Genomic DNA, 14,104 nt, shown 5'->3' with positions numbered 1-14,104 from the left:
CGTGCGCGACTCCAAGGTGACCGAGGGCCCGACGCTCGTCTTCCGAGCCACGGCCTGGACGTCGTTCATCGCGGACCTCAAGAACGCCTAGCCTCTGCCCCCGCCTCCGCACCCGCTTGCCGGGCCGTGGCAGCGATGCCCTGGAGTGCCGCGATGTGCAGGGCCAGGGCTTGCTGTCCGGCAGGGGTGAGCGAGAGCCAGGTCCGGGGGCGCTTGCCGACGTAACCCTTGCGGATGGCGAGGTATCCGATCCCCTCCAGGGCAGAGGCGATCTTGCTGAGCATCGAGTCGGACACCTGGCAGCTACTGCGCACGATGGCGAACTCGGCCTCGTCGCACGCCGAGAGGAAGGCGACGACCGCCAGCCGGGTGGGGTGGTTGATCGCCGCGTCGATCGCGGGCTCGCCCGGCGCGGAGGCGGCGGTCATCCGGTCGCCCGGAGCTTCTGCTTGATCGTCGCGTTCCGCGCGGCGAACACCGCCCAGACGCCGAGCCCCAGGACGGCGAACAGCGCGATCTTGCTGACCGCCTGATCGGCCCCGAACTGCCGGCACAGTCCGTACGTCGCACCCCCCGCGGCGAGAAGGGCCAGGAGGGGAGCCCCGGTCCGGCGCAGACGCGCGGACCAGGGCAGTGTCACCATCACGCCCGACCGTCGCCGGGCAACGTTGACGAGCACCACCAGTACGGCCAGGCCCGCGAACGCGATCAGCAGGGACAGGAGCACCGCCCAACCGCCCCGCCCCTGGGCCCAGGCGTCGACGAGGGCGGGAACGATCAGGGCCACGGCCGCCGCGGGGCCGTACCAGGCGGGAGTCAGTCCGGCCGTCAGACGGGCCCGCTCCCTCACCGTGTCGACGCTCTGCAGAGCTTCGGCCGCGAGGTCGGCGTCCACCACGTGCATTCCGCCCGGGGTGTTCTCCTGCTGCGCCATCGCGCCTCCCGTACCTGCTGATCACTGCGTGAACGATCTACCGCCTCATCCTGACATCTACTTTCCCGAAAGGAAAGTACTTTCCTTTCGCTCCGCCGCGGCCGGCCACCGGGATCAGGCCCTCGTGTTGACGCTCACCGGCCAGGACCCCTGGGGAGGCACCCACCCCTGGATGGCGGCCGGGATGCCCACGCGGGTGTTGCAGTCGATGACCTGGAAGTGCAGGTGCGCCCCGGCCGCCGCACCCGTGGCGCCCGACCAGCCGATGATCCGGCCCTGCGGGACCCAGTCACCCGTGTTGTAGAGCGCCCGGTTGAGGTGCGCGTAGTGGGTGCACTGGCCGTTCGGGTGGCGGATGATCACCTCGATGCCGTTCTGCCAGTACGGCGACCAGTCCGAGACGAGGACCGTGCCGCCCTGCGCGGCGGAGACCTCGTAGTTCGCCGGGAGCCCCAAGTCCCAGGCGTAACGGTTGTACGCGTCGGTATGCGAGTACCCGCCCCCGTTCCCCTGGGTGACCATGTACGCCTCGCCCGCCGGATAGGGAAGTTCGTAGTAGTAGTCGACGGCCGCGGCGGGCGAGGCCCCCACCAGTCCGACCCCTGCCACCATCAGTACCGCGCCCGCCATTGCGGCGATACGGCCGAGCACTCTCCTGGTGTTGCGCACTGCACGCCTCCCATTGGGTGTCCGATCCAAACCACGAACACAGTTGCCCCAACTTCCCTACAGGACAAGGTTGTTGGCACACAGCTGCCAGCAGTGCGCACCCGTGGACGATGTCCACCCACGGGACCGGGAAAAGAAGGGCGGGAAATCGCTCGAACGGGTGGAGCTTTCGGGCCATACATGCGGTTTGGGTGAGGAATGGCCTCTCCGAACGCGATCATTCGGCGGTGATCTCAACATTTCGGACGGCACGCCGTCCCAAGTCCCTGCGCACGGCCGGGTTCGGCGCCCTCGCCGTACTGACTCTGCTTCCGGCAATCCCGGCCGCTGCCGCTCCTGCCAAGGACCCGGCGCCACGTCCCGCCGCTCATACCCTGCCCCGCCTTGTCACCCCGGCCGAGGCCAGGACCACCGCCCACCTCGCCTCGTTGCAGGGCAGGCCGGAGCGGCTGAAGGACTTCTTCAAGGCACTGCCCAAGGGTGGCGACCTCCACAACCACCTGTCGGGTGCGGTCACCACCGAGTATCTGATCGAGCTCGCGGGCGAGAAGGGGCTGTGCATCGACGCGACGACGACGGCCGTGGCGCCGCCGTGCGGGCCGGGCACGAGGCCCGCGATCGACGCGCAGAGCGACGCCGCGTTCCGGCAGCGGATCGTCCGGGCCTGGTCCATGCAGGACTTCCCGGCCGGCGAGTCCGGGCACGACCACTTCTTCGACACGTTCGGCAAGTTCGGCATGGCCACCTGGTACGCCCGCGGCAAGATGCTCGCCAACGTGGCCAACACCGTGGTCGAGCAGAACCAGTTCTACCTGGAGACCCTGGTCACCCCCGCGTCGGACAGCGGCAGGAAGCTTGCCGACAAGGTGGGTTACGACGCCGACCTGGCCGCCCTCCACCGCAAGCTCGTGGCCGACGGCCAGCTCGACCGGGTGGTGGACGAGGCGGTCCAGGAGGCCGACGACACCGATGTGCAGTTCCGGGCGGCCGCGCACTGCGACACGGCCCGCCCCGACCCGGGCTGCAAGCTCCCCGTCAGGTGGATCTCCCAGGTGTCCCGGGGCAGTTCCCCGGTACGGGTGTTCACGCAGATGGCGGTCGGCATGCGACTGGCCGAGCGCGACCCGAGGTTCGTCGCGGTCAACCTCGTACAGCCCGAGGACAGCGAGAGCTCGCTGGCCAACTACAGCCTCCAGATGCGGATGCTGAAGTACCTGCGCGGGCAGTACCCGGACTCCCACCTCACCCTGCACGCCGGTGAGCTGGCCCCCGGCCTGGTCAAGCCCGAGGACCTGACCTTCCACATCCGCGAAGCCGTACTCGTCGCCGGAGCCGAACGCATCGGCCACGGCGTCGACCTGGTCCACGAGGACGACTGGCGGCAGCTGGCCCGGACGATGGCGCAGCGCAAGGTGGCCGTCGAGGTGCCGTTCTCCAGCAACAAGCAGATCCTCGGCATCGCGGGCGACGACCACCCGTTCAACGCCTACCGCCGCTACGGTGTCCCGATCGTGCTGGCCACCGACGACCCGGGCGTCTCCCGGATCGACATCAGCCACGAGTACCAGTACGCGGCCAAGACGTACGGCCTCAACTACGTCGAGCTGAAGGACCTGGCCCGCGCCTCGCTGGAGTACGCGTTCCGTGACGGCCGCAGCCTGTGGGCCGCCGGTTCCGCCCCGTCCGGCTACCGCCCGGTCTCCGCCTGCCTGGGCAACCGGCCGGGCACCGACCGCCCGAGCGCGCGCTGTGCCCGCTACCTCGCGGACAACCCGAAGGCGGCGACCGAGTGGCGTCAGGAGGCGGCCTTCGCTGCCTTCGAACGCAACAACCGCTGAGAGCACGACAACCGCTGAGGGCACGCTGCCCTCTGTGCCGGGCCCGGGGCTCAAGTCCCGGGCCCGGCGACGCTTGAGCCCCGGGCGCCTTTCCCTACTGCGGCTCGGACCAGAGATGGCTGAGCGTGCCGAGCACGAGGCGGCAGACCTCGTCCGGTTCGGCACCGGCCAGGGGTTCCCGCGGAACGACCGTTCGCATCAGGCCTATTCCCAGCAGCCAGGCCATGGCGAGGTCCGCGCGCAGCTCGCTGTCCGGAGCGCCGGAGAGCCCGGCCAGCGCGTTCCGGTACTCCTCCCCCAGCTCCCGCAAGGTTCCGGCCGCTTCGTCGCCCCGCCCGACCGACCGCAGGTAGACCTCCAGGGAACGGTCCTCCGTACCCTCCGCGCTTCGGGTCAGCATCGAACGCAGGGCGGTCTCGAAGAGCTCCTCGGGCGGCGTCGCCCGCAACTGCTCCAGCCCGCCCAGCGCGACGACCTCCGTCAGCAGGCCCCGCTTCGAGCCGAAATACCGGAACAGCAGGGCCTGGTTGACCCCGGCGCGCGCCGCGATGCTCCGCACCGTCGCCCCCTCGTAGCCCCGCTCCGCGAACAGGTCACGGGCCGCCTCCAGCAGCCGGCGGCGGGTGGCCGCGGCGTCCCTGCGGCGCTCTTCGGACGGCGGGACGGAACCGGGCTCCATGGTGGCATTCCTCTCGGACGGCCCGTCAGGATAACGGCCTTAAAGCGTCGTTGACTGCCCGCGAGGGCCACTCCTACCGTTGTAAGCAGCTGCTTACATCCGGGAGGCCGCAGTGACCACAGCAGATGTCGCACCCCTCGCCTACCCCTTCAACACCCCCGACGGACTCCAGCTCGCCGAGGCCTACGAGCGCGTCCGCGATCGGCCGGGCCTCTTACGGGTCCAGATGCCGTACGGCGAACCGGCCTGGCTCGTCACCCGTTACACCGATGCCCGGCTCGTCCTGGGCGACCAGCGCTTCAGCCGGGCCATGGCCGCCTCGCACGACGAGCCCCGGCAGTCCGAAGGACAGCGCGACGGCGGCATCCTCGGCATGGACCCGCCGGACCACACCCGGCTGCGCTCCCTGGTCGCCAAGGCGTTCACCGTCCGCCAGGTCGAGAAGCTGCGCCCCCAGGTCCGGGAACTGACCGCCGGCCTCCTCGACGAGCTGGAAACGGCCGGGCCGCCCGCCGACCTGGTCGACCTGTTCGCGCTGCCGCTGCCGGTCGCCGTGATCTGCCGCATGCTGGGCGTACCCACCGAGGACCGGCCGCGCTTCCGCGTGTGGAGCGACGACGCACTGTCGACCAGCTCCCTCACCGCCGAGGAGTTCGACGCGAGCCGCGAGGAACTGCGCGCCTACATGGCCGGGTTGATCGACCAGCACCGCCGGTCACCACAGAACGACCTGATGACGGCGCTCATCGAGGCCCGCGACGGCGGCGACCGGCTCTCGGAACTCGAACTCATCGATCTCTGCGTGGGCATCCTGGTCGCGGGCCACGAGACCACCGCGTCCCAGATCCCCAACTTCGTCCTCACCCTCCTCGACCACCCGGACCAGCTGGCCAGGCTCAGGGCCGAGCCCGAACTCGTCCCGAACGCGGTGGAGGAGCTGCTCCGCTTCGTGCCGCTGGGCAGCGGCGCCGGTCAGCCTCGTTACGCCACCGAGGACATCGAGGTCGGCGGAACCCTCGTCCGGGTCGGCAGCCCGGTCCTGGTCGCCGTCGGCGCCGCCAATCGCGACGCGCTGCGGTTCGCCGCCCCGGGCGTGCTCGACATCGCCCGCGAGAGCAACCAGCACCTGGGATTCGGCCACGGGGTCCACCACTGCCTGGGCGCCCCGCTGGCCCGACTGGAACTCCAGGAGGCGCTGGCCGCCCTCATCACCCGCCTCCCCGGCCTGCGCCTGGCCGGTGACGTGACCTGGAAGTCCGAGATGCTGGTGCGCGGCCCGCGCGTCATGCCGGTGGAGTGGTGAGCGCCATGACCTGGAACGTACGCGTCGACCCCCAGCTCTGCCAGGGGTCGGGCATGTGTGCCGGGACCGTCCCCGAGGTGTTCGCCCTGGACGGCGATCGCGCCCGCGCACGGGCCGACGGGGCCGAGCCGGACGAACTGATCCTGGATGCCGCCGACATCTGCCCGGCCCTGGCGATCACCGTGCACGACGGCAACACCGTCATCGGCCCCCGCCGCGACTGACCCGCCCTGCCCGGTGTGCCGGAACAGGGACAGGCTGTTCCTGCCCCTTCCGGCACACCAGGCCCCGGACCACGGATCAGTCCCGTCTGATCAGCTCGGGGTTCACCCGCCGCCCCACCAACGGCAACGCCCCCACCGCCGCGACCACCACCACACCCAACGCCGAGAACAGCAACAACGGAATGCCCTCCCCGTCCCAGAACACCGCACCGCCACCAGTGATCAGATAGCTGGACTCGGTGAGCTTCCCGGTCACCAGGGCGAGCACGAGCCCGACCATCAGCGGCAGAACCACCTGGGCGCACTGCACCGCACGCAGCGTCCGAGGGCGCGCGCCGAGCAAGGAGAGCGCGGTGACCTGAGCTCTGCGTTCAACGGCCCGGTCGGTCACGGACACCAGGTAGGCAGCGACGCCGATCACCAGCCCCAACACCATCCCTGCCCCGAGCAACGCCTTGACGACCGCGATCTGCTGCATACCCTCGACGTTCGTCCCCACCAGATCGACGGCGGCGGTGGGCGCGATACCCCCGATACCGTCGAGCACCTCACGCACGACCGCCGGATCCGGACTGCTTGTCAGGACGAGTGTGGAACTGTCCGGCCGGGCACCCCTGGGCAACTTCGACGGGGGCACCAAAATTGCCGAGCCCACGGCCGACAGCGCATGGGCTTGGAAACGGACCTCCTGGTGCGGAACGGTGAAGGTCACGGTCCTTTGCCGCGAGCCCTGCCGGAATCGGAAGGGGTACGCCTCGCCGGGCCGGTCCGCCTCGGGCGGCAGGCCGACCTGCGTGAGCCGCATGACCTGTCCGTCCACGCACCCCGTGGTGTCGATCACCACCTCGGCGAGCTGTGCGCAGGTGGCCACCGTGGCGGAAATCTCCGGCGGGGGCTCATCCACGTTCGGGTCGAACCAGGACCGCAGCTCGGTAACGCTTCCCTTCACACCGGGCAGGAGTGTCAAAGCATTCTCGTCAGCTGCGTCGACACTGTCGAGCGGGATGCGGTAGTCCTGCTGGACGGTGTTCGGACGGGACACCTGGTTCAACTCGACCAGCACGCCTTGGGCGAGGGAGGCGGCGAAGACCAGCAACACCAGCCCGGAGGCGACCCTGAGCGCGCTCCCCGGCTCCACCTCGTTCCGGCGCATCGCCAGCCCGAGCGACAACGAGCCGGTGACGCCGGCCACTCGCCGTGAGAGCCGGTGGCTGAGGATCGGAAGCGTCAGCACGAGGCCGCCACCGACCAGGACAACGGCGACGGGCACCAAGACAGCAGACACTGATGTGTCTCGCGGCGGCCGGTCCAGCACACCGAGCACGCAGTACCCGGCAACGATCCCCATGCCTGCGATCAGTAGCAGCGCACCCCAGGCCCGCGGCGGTTTCGCCACCGCACTTCGCCGGGTGGCCAACGGATTCACCGCCGCCCTCCCCGCCCCGGCTCTCCCCACGAACCACGCCAGCACCGGGCAGCCGATGAGGCACACGGCCATCGTGGTGGCCGTGAGGGCGCCATCGTCCACGTACCACTTCAGACCAGGCAGCCCGACGCGGGCGACGAGCTGGTTCACGGCCCAGTACTCGGCGAGCCCGAGCACCGCCCCGAGCAAGGCGGCAACCACCGTCTCGGCGGCGTTCACCCGCTGAATGCCCTTGATGCTCAGACCGAGCAACCGCAGTGCCGCGAGACGACGAAGCCTGGTGGCCGCGGAGAGCCGGGCGCACACGGAGAGGAAGACGGCCAGGGGCAGCAGCACCACGCCGGCCAGGGTGAAGCGGAGGATGTCGAGAGTCGACGGCTCGACGGCCGGGCTGTCGGCGTATCTTTTCCCGAACCCGGCAACACTCGTTCCCTCGGGAAGCTGATCAGGGCGCATCCCGATGTACGCGAAGAGTTCGTTCGGGTGCCCGAGGCCTTCGGGGCCGATCAGACCGTGCACCTTTCCCGGCAGCAGACCGCTCAGGCCCGGCTCCCGGTCCAAGACTTCCTGCAATCGTGGCGAGACGAACACAACGCCGGGCCGAGGCACTTCAAGAATGCCGGGCGGCGGCTCGGGGGCGTGCTCGCCTCGTGCCAAGAAGACCCGGCGGAAAGGTTGTGATCCGTACGCATCATTCTGGGTGAGCTCCAGCGTTGCGCCCGCCGACTCCTTGCCCAACCGGGGTTCCCGGCCCATGGTCCGGCCGTCCCGGGCGTCAAGAATGGACGGGATGGTGAGGACCGCCGCGAGGCAGCACACCCCGATCGATCCGCCCAGCACCATCAGTAAGAAGCGCGTTCGGTTGCCACGCCCTGATCCCAGCAACAGCCGTAATCCCAGGAGGAGTTCCCTCATACCCCCACCTGCGCTGCGGTAAGGGTGCCGTCCGTCATCGTGTAGCGACTGTCGGCCCGATCCGCCACCGCAGGGTCGTGGGTGACGAGCACCACCGCCGTTCCCTGCGATCGGGCGAGCTCCAGAAACTCCTCCAGCACTGCCGTGGCGTTCGCGCTGTCCAGGGAACCGGTCGGTTCATCGGCGAAGACCACGGCGGGCCGATGGACCAACGCACGTGCCACAGCCACTCGTTGGCTCTGCCCGCCGGACACCTGTGAGGGCCTTCTCTGGCGCAGGTCGCCGAGGCCCAGCCGCCCGAGCACTACGCTGGCCGCCGCGTGTGCCTGCGCCTTGCGTTGACCGGCGAGCCGCAGCGGCAGTGCCGTGTTTTCCTCGACCGTGAGCTCGGGCAGCAACTCGCCGTACTGGAAGACAAATCCGAATCGGTCCCGCCGGAGCGCACTCAGTTCCTCGTCCCCGAACTCCCGCAGCGAACGCCCCTCAAAGCGGATGACCCCGCGACTGGCCGGCAGAACTCCCGCGAGGCAATACAGCAGAGATGACTTGCCTGAACCGCTCTGCCCGCTGATCGCCACGACCTCGCCCCGACTGACGGAGAGCCGAGCACCTCTGACCGCGAGCGTGCTGCCGTAGGAAAGGTCGACGCCCTCTACTGACAGGATCTCCGAACCACTGACCTGGTTGATCTGAACCCCCTCGGGAGAGCGGATCCAGGCGCTTCCGCCCGGATCCTGGCGGTAGCTACTTCTTGTAGTGCTTGGTCGGTGAGCAGTTGTCCGGACGGAGCGAACCGCGGTCACGGCATGCGCGGATGAAGGCTTGGCCGGTGTACTGGGCCGCACCGTCATAGACGGTCTTGTGGAGATGAACTGCCTTCTTCTGCTTACCGTTGAAGCGATTCCAGCTGTACCCCTCGACACCGCACTTGGACGTACACGTTGTGGCCATCGCCCGGATCGGCGTCCACTAGATCGCCCAACCATTCGAATCCTCCGTGATTTTGACCCGCAGGATTGAAGCGGTATTTCGCCCTGGAGAGCTCTACGCCCGTACTGCCCAGGCCCGAAATCTTCTGCCACCCGGCAGCCATCGCAGCCCCTGCCCCGCCGAAGAACAACCCGGCCGCGAGCAACGCACACGCCACTGACTTCGACTTCATCATCTGCGCCTCCCGTTCACTTCCCACCGGACCGCCCCACGGCAGCCGGTGATTACAGAACGTAGCGGCACCACACGCAACGATACCATCACTCTCCGTGATGTTCACCGCATCGAGTGGTTCCGAGGCACAGTCGGCACGGCGCCGCGCTCCCCCACACTCCGAGCCGCCGCTGCCAGGAACAACGCCCGCAGAAACGTGACCGGGCCCGGAGCTCAAGCCCCGGGCCCGGTCACGCAATGTGCGGCGAACTAGCCGAGCCGCTGCAGGGACCACTGGGGCCTGTCGCCGGGGAGAAGGACCACGCGGTTGCCCTCCGTGGTCAGGTAGCCGAACGCGCCCCGTTCGAGGGCGATGGAAACCGGCTCGCCGTTGTCCGGGCCCAGGATCGACCACTGGTCGGGGCTGTTGCCGCACTGGTCCACCCACACCACCGGCGGGTAGATCCGGACCGGCGAAAGCGCCAGGCAGCGGTCCTCGCTTCGCGGGTCGACGATCCGGACCTGGCCGTCGCCCTGATTGCGGATCTCCCACACGGTGCCGGGGTTGCACGGCTCGACATGGCCCCCGAGCGGGCCTTCGCCGCCCGCGAGACACTGACCGCTGCGCAAGTCACGGATGAGGTAGGCGCCGTCGTCGGCGGCCTGGGCCGGGGTGGCCAGCGCCACGGCCGCGACGGCGGACACGGCGAGAGAGAGGATCGAACGGATACGCACGGGACTCCTCGTACGAGTTGAGTGGGGGAATTATGGGCCAGTCGGCCCGGCACCCAAGATCACAGGAGCCCGCCGCCCCTTTCCCGTTTTCCGCGTCGCGCCCCACCGGTCCACCCCGTCAGCGGCGGCGCATTCGGAGCGCACCCGGCGCATTCGGATCACTGCGCACGCCCCTCCCACCTGGGATGTTCCACCCGGAGCTCAAGCCGCGAAGTCCGAGCGCTCTTTCCGAGGAATGGGAGGTGGGCCACTTCCCACCCACCCACCCCGAGCGGCGAGTTGACTTCTCGTGACCGACTTGCCACGGATGGTGGCGACGCTCTAGCGTGCCGAATACAGAACGAAGAATGCAGAACAACGTAAAACGCAGAACGGCCCCTGCAGGTGCTGGAACACCGAAACCAGGGGCCTGACCACTTCGATCGTTCAGGAGGAGCGATCTGATGGCTGACAGCCAGCTTAGTGCTGCCCCGTGCGCACCGCACGTATCCCTGCCCACACCCCCGCACCCGATGGCCAATCCGGGTTACGGCAAGCGCTCGGCCTCCGATCAACGTCCGCGTACCGAACGCGCTTTCACTCACCTCCCAGCCCGCGAGGCGTCCATCGCCGCGTACATCGACCGGCTGCCCGAGGGCGCCGACATCTCCGTGAAGACGCTGGCCAAGGTCCTCCCGTACGGGCAGTGCGCGCTGCGTACCGCACTCAACCGGCTCCAGGACGCCGGGCACCTGCGGCGCGGCAGCGAGTGCGTCGCCAACGACGAGGTGCTGCTCTGGGTGACCCGGACGTTCTTCTCCCGGACCGCGCGGGACGACGAGTGGTGGGCGGCTTTCACCCGGGGCGACGTACCGCCCGAGCGGCCCCAACGACCTACCCGCTCCCGCGCGTTCGCGCTCCTCGCCGCGCTGGGCCGTACCGCACCCACGCTCACGCTGTCGGCGGCGGACTGCACGGCGCTCGAACCGCAGGTCACCGACTGGTTCGAGCGCGGCGCCACGGAAGCGGAGCTGCTGCACGCGCTCACCGACGGGCTCCCCACCCCCGTTCACCACGCGGCGGCCCTCGTCCAACGGCGGCTCACCGACAAGATGCCACCCGAACGAGTCACTCCGGCGCAACAGCGAACGGTGTTGCGCACCCTCGAATGCAGCGAATGCCGCTCACCGGGCAGCGCGGAGGCCCTGATCGGCGGCCGGTGCAGGCCGTGCCGGGGCGAAGCGGTCGCCGTACCTACTAGGCCCAGCGGGGCCGTACCGGCGGAGGGCGTACGCAACCGGATGAACGACGTACGGGCCGGGCTGGCCCGACGGTCCGCGAGAACGCGCCAAGTGTCCAAAACCGGCTCCCACCTGGGAGTGGTTTGATCCGCTTCCCCTCCCCTGGCCACTACGTTGCGTGCTCCTCTTGGCGCGCATCGTAATCAACCGTCCCAAAGGGGAACGAACCATGTCCGAACCGTCCCACGAGCAGATCGTCTCCGAGCTCCGCGACAAGCCCCCCATCGCCCTGGCCCCCGGCCCCCGCCTGGACGCGGAGAAGCCCGTCTCCCTCCCGCTGCCGCCCAGCACCGTGTGGGACCTGCCGGGCGGTACCGCCTGGGTCTACTACGGCGAGGGGAACACCGGCCTCGTACGGCCGGTCATCTTCGCCGACGGCTTCAACACGGGGCCGAGCGAGCTGGAATTCTCCTGGGAGATCATGGAGTTCGGCGACTACGCGCTCATCAGCGAGCTGCGCCGCCGTGGCCATGACGTCATCCTTCTCGGCTTCCACGAACGCAGTGCATCGATTCTGGACAACTCCCGCACCGCGCAGGCCGCGATCATGCGGGCCATCGAAGAACGACAGGACTTCACTCCGCTGGCCGTCGGCGGGTTCAGCATGGGCGGGCTCGTCACCCGGCATGCGCTGGCCAAGTTGGAGTACGAAGGCATCGACCACCAGACGGCGCTGTACTTCTCGTACGACAGCCCGCACCGCGGCGCCTGGATCCCGATCGCGCTCCAGGCGTTCGCGCACTACATCAAGGATCTCGACAGCCGGTTCTCCGACCAGATCAACAGCCCGGCCGCCCAGCAGCTGCTGTGGCGACACATCGAGAAGTGGGACGACACACCGGACCAGAGCGTCTTGCGCGCCCAGTTCCTCGCCGAGATGGCAGCCGTCGGCCAATGGCCGCGCCGGCCCCGGCTGATCGGCGTCGCCAACGGCGTGGCCGACGGCACCGGCACCGATGTGCGGGCGGGCGAACTGGCCCTGGAGGGCAAGGGCCTGTCGGTCGTGGGAACCAAGCTCTACACCCAGGCGCCGGGCCCCGACGAACTCGTCGCGAAGCTGCGAGTGGTGACGCTGAAGACCAACGAGGTCCGCACGAAAGGGCTCCCGTCGATCGACGGCGCACCCGGCGGCTCACTCGAAGGCTTCGGCATCCTCGCCGACGGGCTGAACGCCCTGAGCCCGATCCTCGGCTTCAAGACCGACGTACGCATCCGGTCGCACTGCTTCGTGCCGTCCGTCAGCGCGGTCGATGTCGGCGATCTGGACACGGACGAGGAGCTGTACAAGAACATCTCGGAGCCCTCGGAGGACGCGAGCGGGCTGGACGAGTTCAAGCTCGCTTCCCGGAACGAGGGACACACCCTCGTGACGGAGGAACTCTGCACCTGGCTCCTCGACCGCCTGCCGTAGGACGGGACGTAACGCGGAAGCGTCGCGGTGTCCGACGTCCCGTCATACCGGGGAGCCAGGCGCTCACGACGAAGTGGGGACTGCGGTATCACGCGCTCACGATGCTCCGGCGGGCATCGTGGGCGCGTCGACCGCAGACCTACGGGGGAGCCCCACGTGACAGCCGTCCCGCACATTCCGAGTCGCGACCGCAGCCGCAGCCGTAGTCACAGCCGTCGTCAGGTGCTCGTCACCGGACTGGCGGCTTCGGCGTTGCTGGCCACGAGCGCCCTGCCGTCACCCGCCGCCGCGACCGGGCGGACCTCCGGGGGGCCGGCCACCCGCCGGTCCTCGCTACCGAAGGCCGAACTCCCGCGTCCCACCGGTCCGTTCGCCGTCGGAAGCGTCGCGCTCCACCTCGTCGACCGCTCGCGGACCGAGCCCTGGGTGCCGGGCACCTCCGCCCACCGGGAGCTGATGGTCAGCCTCTGGTACCCGGCCCGGCCGGGCGGACCGGGGCGTGCCGTGTCGCAGATGACGGCCGGGGCGGCGGCCCACTTCGGGAGCGCGGAGGGAGCCGCGGCGCTCAACCTGGGACTGGCGCCCGGGAGCGTCGACTGGGGCGCGACGCTCACCCACGCGCACGAGGACGCACCCGTCGACCACCGGGCCGGGCAACTGCCCGTGGTGTTGTACTCTCCCGGGCTCGGTGACCCGCGAACCTGGAACACCGCGCTCGTGGAGGACCTGGCGAGCCGGGGGTACGCCGTCGTCACGATCGACCACACCCACGAGGCGACCGAGGTCGAGTTCCCCGACGGCCGGCTGGCCACCATGCGGATCTTCGACGGGACGCCGCCGACCGACCCGGAGGCGATCAGCGCTCTGCTGGAGAAGGTCGTGGCGGTACGGGTCGCCGACAGCAGGTTCCTGCTCGACGAGCTGGCCCGGCTGAACCGGACACGGTTCGGCGGAGCGCTCGATCTGCGCCGGGTCGGCATGTTCGGCCAGTCCGCGGGCGGGTTCACCACGGCGCAGACGATGCACGACGACCGGCGCGTCCGGGCGGGCATCAACATGGACGGCGTAATGGACTACGTCGGCGGGCGGGAACCGGACGGTACCCACCTGAGCAGCGTGGCCCTGGACGGGCTCGACCGGCCGTTGCTGCTGATGGGGACCGGGAGCGAGGGCTCGGGCGACTACCGGCAACAGCCGTCGTGGGCGGCGTTCTGGGCGAACACCCGCGGCTGGAAGGCCGATGTGACGCTGACCGGTTCGCGGCACGCCTCGTACACGGACGCCGAGGTGCTGCTGCCCCAGCTGGCCCGGCAGGGCGCGGTGCCGGAGGGCGGGCTCGCCGGAGCGGTCGGGACGGTGCCGCCGGGCCGGGCGCTGGCCGCGAACCGGGCGTACGTGGCGTCGTTCTTCGACCGGTGGCTGCGCGGGCGCGACGACCATCTGCTGGACGGGCCCTCGCAACGCTTCCCGGAGATGGTGTTCGCGCGGTAGCGCCGACAGGTGGGGAACGCGCGTGGGCCCCGGGACCAGCTGGTCCCGGGGCCCAC

15 protein-coding genes are annotated in these 14,104 nt (G+C 69.7%); 7 read left to right on the top strand and 8 right to left on the bottom strand.

The genetic code is table 11. From position 1 onward, the window contains the following. Nucleotide 1 precedes the first annotated feature (1 nt). Nucleotides 2-91, top strand: a complete 90-nt coding sequence (locus OG978_RS22680) for a DUF397 domain-containing protein (protein ID WP_442817734.1) — start codon at nt 2-4, stop codon at nt 89-91. Here the strand turns inward: OG978_RS22680 and OG978_RS22675 are convergent. From OG978_RS22675 to OG978_RS22665, 3 genes are all read right to left on the bottom strand, one after another. Next, on the bottom strand, nt 78-428 hold the full coding sequence (locus OG978_RS22675; RefSeq protein WP_326766966.1) for a transcriptional regulator: 351 nt from the start codon (nt 426-428) through the stop codon (nt 78-80). The two genes, OG978_RS22680 and OG978_RS22675, sit on opposite strands and share 14 nt — an antisense overlap. Continuing rightward, on the bottom strand, nt 425-934 hold the full coding sequence (locus tag OG978_RS22670) for a hypothetical protein (RefSeq protein ID WP_326766965.1): 510 nt from the start codon (nt 932-934) through the stop codon (nt 425-427). Before OG978_RS22670 ends, OG978_RS22675 begins: the two co-directional genes overlap by 4 nt. 114 nt (nt 935-1,048) lie before the next feature. Next, nucleotides 1,049-1,603, bottom strand: coding sequence for a M23 family metallopeptidase (locus tag OG978_RS22665; RefSeq protein WP_326766964.1), 555 nt, complete (start codon nt 1,601-1,603; stop codon nt 1,049-1,051). A 227-nt stretch (nt 1,604-1,830) separates the two neighbouring features. Here OG978_RS22665 and OG978_RS22660 point away from each other — a divergent pair, with 227 nt between their 5' ends. Next, on the top strand, nt 1,831-3,441 hold the full coding sequence (locus tag OG978_RS22660) for an adenosine deaminase family protein (protein ID WP_326766963.1): 1,611 nt from the start codon (nt 1,831-1,833) through the stop codon (nt 3,439-3,441). 94 nt (nt 3,442-3,535) lie between these two features. Here OG978_RS22660 and OG978_RS22655 read toward each other — a convergent pair whose 3' ends face one another. Then, a complete protein-coding gene (locus OG978_RS22655; RefSeq protein WP_326766962.1) occupies nt 3,536-4,120 on the bottom strand; it encodes a TetR/AcrR family transcriptional regulator in 585 nt (194 codons plus the stop codon). A gap of 112 nt (nt 4,121-4,232) precedes the next feature. Here OG978_RS22655 and OG978_RS22650 point away from each other — a divergent pair, with 112 nt between their 5' ends. Continuing rightward, a complete protein-coding gene (locus OG978_RS22650; protein WP_326766961.1) occupies nt 4,233-5,423 on the top strand; it encodes a cytochrome P450 in 1,191 nt (396 codons plus the stop codon). A 5-nt stretch (nt 5,424-5,428) separates the two neighbouring features. Continuing rightward, nucleotides 5,429-5,647, top strand: a complete 219-nt coding sequence (locus OG978_RS22645; protein ID WP_326766960.1) for a ferredoxin — start codon at nt 5,429-5,431, stop codon at nt 5,645-5,647. 76 nt (nt 5,648-5,723) lie between these two features. On the opposite strand, the gene OG978_RS22640 is transcribed toward OG978_RS22645, so the two are convergent. The 4 genes from OG978_RS22640 to OG978_RS22625 all read right to left on the bottom strand — a co-directional run bounded on the left by OG978_RS22640 (nt 5,724) and on the right by OG978_RS22625 (nt 9,866). Further along, nucleotides 5,724-7,988 (bottom strand): ABC transporter permease, encoded by a 2,265-nt coding sequence (locus tag OG978_RS22640; protein ID WP_326766959.1) that lies wholly within the window; start codon nt 7,986-7,988, stop codon nt 5,724-5,726. After that, entirely contained in the window at nt 7,985-8,653 is a 669-nt protein-coding gene (locus OG978_RS22635) for an ABC transporter ATP-binding protein (protein ID WP_326770122.1), read from the bottom strand. Before OG978_RS22635 ends, OG978_RS22640 begins: the two co-directional genes overlap by 4 nt. Nucleotides 8,654-8,732: 79 nt before the next feature. After that, nucleotides 8,733-8,939, bottom strand: coding sequence for a hypothetical protein (locus OG978_RS22630; protein WP_326766958.1), 207 nt, complete (start codon nt 8,937-8,939; stop codon nt 8,733-8,735). A gap of 462 nt (nt 8,940-9,401) precedes the next feature. Then, a complete protein-coding gene (locus OG978_RS22625) occupies nt 9,402-9,866 on the bottom strand; it encodes an RICIN domain-containing protein (RefSeq protein ID WP_326766957.1) in 465 nt (154 codons plus the stop codon). A 443-nt stretch (nt 9,867-10,309) separates the two neighbouring features. Between OG978_RS22625 and OG978_RS22620 the strand changes: the two genes are divergently transcribed. From OG978_RS22620 to OG978_RS22610, 3 genes are all read left to right on the top strand, one after another. Continuing rightward, the gene (locus tag OG978_RS22620) at nt 10,310-11,233 is read left to right on the top strand and encodes a hypothetical protein (RefSeq protein WP_326766956.1); all 924 of its coding nucleotides are present in this window, start codon (nt 10,310-10,312) and stop codon (nt 11,231-11,233) included. 82 nt (nt 11,234-11,315) lie between these two features. After that, a complete protein-coding gene (locus OG978_RS22615; protein WP_326766955.1) occupies nt 11,316-12,557 on the top strand; it encodes an esterase/lipase family protein in 1,242 nt (413 codons plus the stop codon). Nucleotides 12,558-12,713: 156 nt separating this feature from the next. After that, the gene (locus tag OG978_RS22610; protein WP_326766954.1) at nt 12,714-14,048 is read left to right on the top strand and encodes an alpha/beta hydrolase family protein; all 1,335 of its coding nucleotides are present in this window, start codon (nt 12,714-12,716) and stop codon (nt 14,046-14,048) included. Nucleotides 14,049-14,104: the final 56 nt, after the last annotated feature.

It is taken from the genome of Streptomyces sp. NBC_01591 (genome assembly GCF_035918155.1).
Classification (GTDB): Bacteria; Actinomycetota; Actinomycetes; order Streptomycetales; family Streptomycetaceae; genus Streptomyces.
Note: the sequence above shows the minus strand (reverse complement) of the source record. Positions and strands in the feature narration are given on the sequence as shown.

Excerpts from the sequence above, each read along its gene's own strand:
- OG978_RS22645 (WP_326766960.1), top strand. The coding sequence starts at position 5,429 with ATGACCTGGAACGTACGCGTCGACCCCCAGCTCTGCCAGGGGTCGGGC.
- OG978_RS22670 (WP_326766965.1), bottom strand. The coding sequence starts at position 934 with ATGGCGCAGCAGGAGAACACCCCGGGCGGAATGCACGTGGTGGACGCC.
- OG978_RS22675 (WP_326766966.1), bottom strand. The coding sequence starts at position 428 with ATGACCGCCGCCTCCGCGCCGGGCGAGCCCGCGATCGACGCGGCGATC.
- OG978_RS22640 (WP_326766959.1), bottom strand. The coding sequence starts at position 7,988 with ATGAGGGAACTCCTCCTGGGATTACGGCTGTTGCTGGGATCAGGGCGT.
- OG978_RS22655 (WP_326766962.1), bottom strand. The coding sequence starts at position 4,120 with ATGGAGCCCGGTTCCGTCCCGCCGTCCGAAGAGCGCCGCAGGGACGCC.
- OG978_RS22620 (WP_326766956.1), top strand. The coding sequence starts at position 10,310 with ATGGCTGACAGCCAGCTTAGTGCTGCCCCGTGCGCACCGCACGTATCC.
- OG978_RS22615 (WP_326766955.1), top strand. The coding sequence starts at position 11,316 with ATGTCCGAACCGTCCCACGAGCAGATCGTCTCCGAGCTCCGCGACAAG.
- OG978_RS22630 (WP_326766958.1), bottom strand. The coding sequence starts at position 8,939 with ATGGCCACAACGTGTACGTCCAAGTGCGGTGTCGAGGGGTACAGCTGG.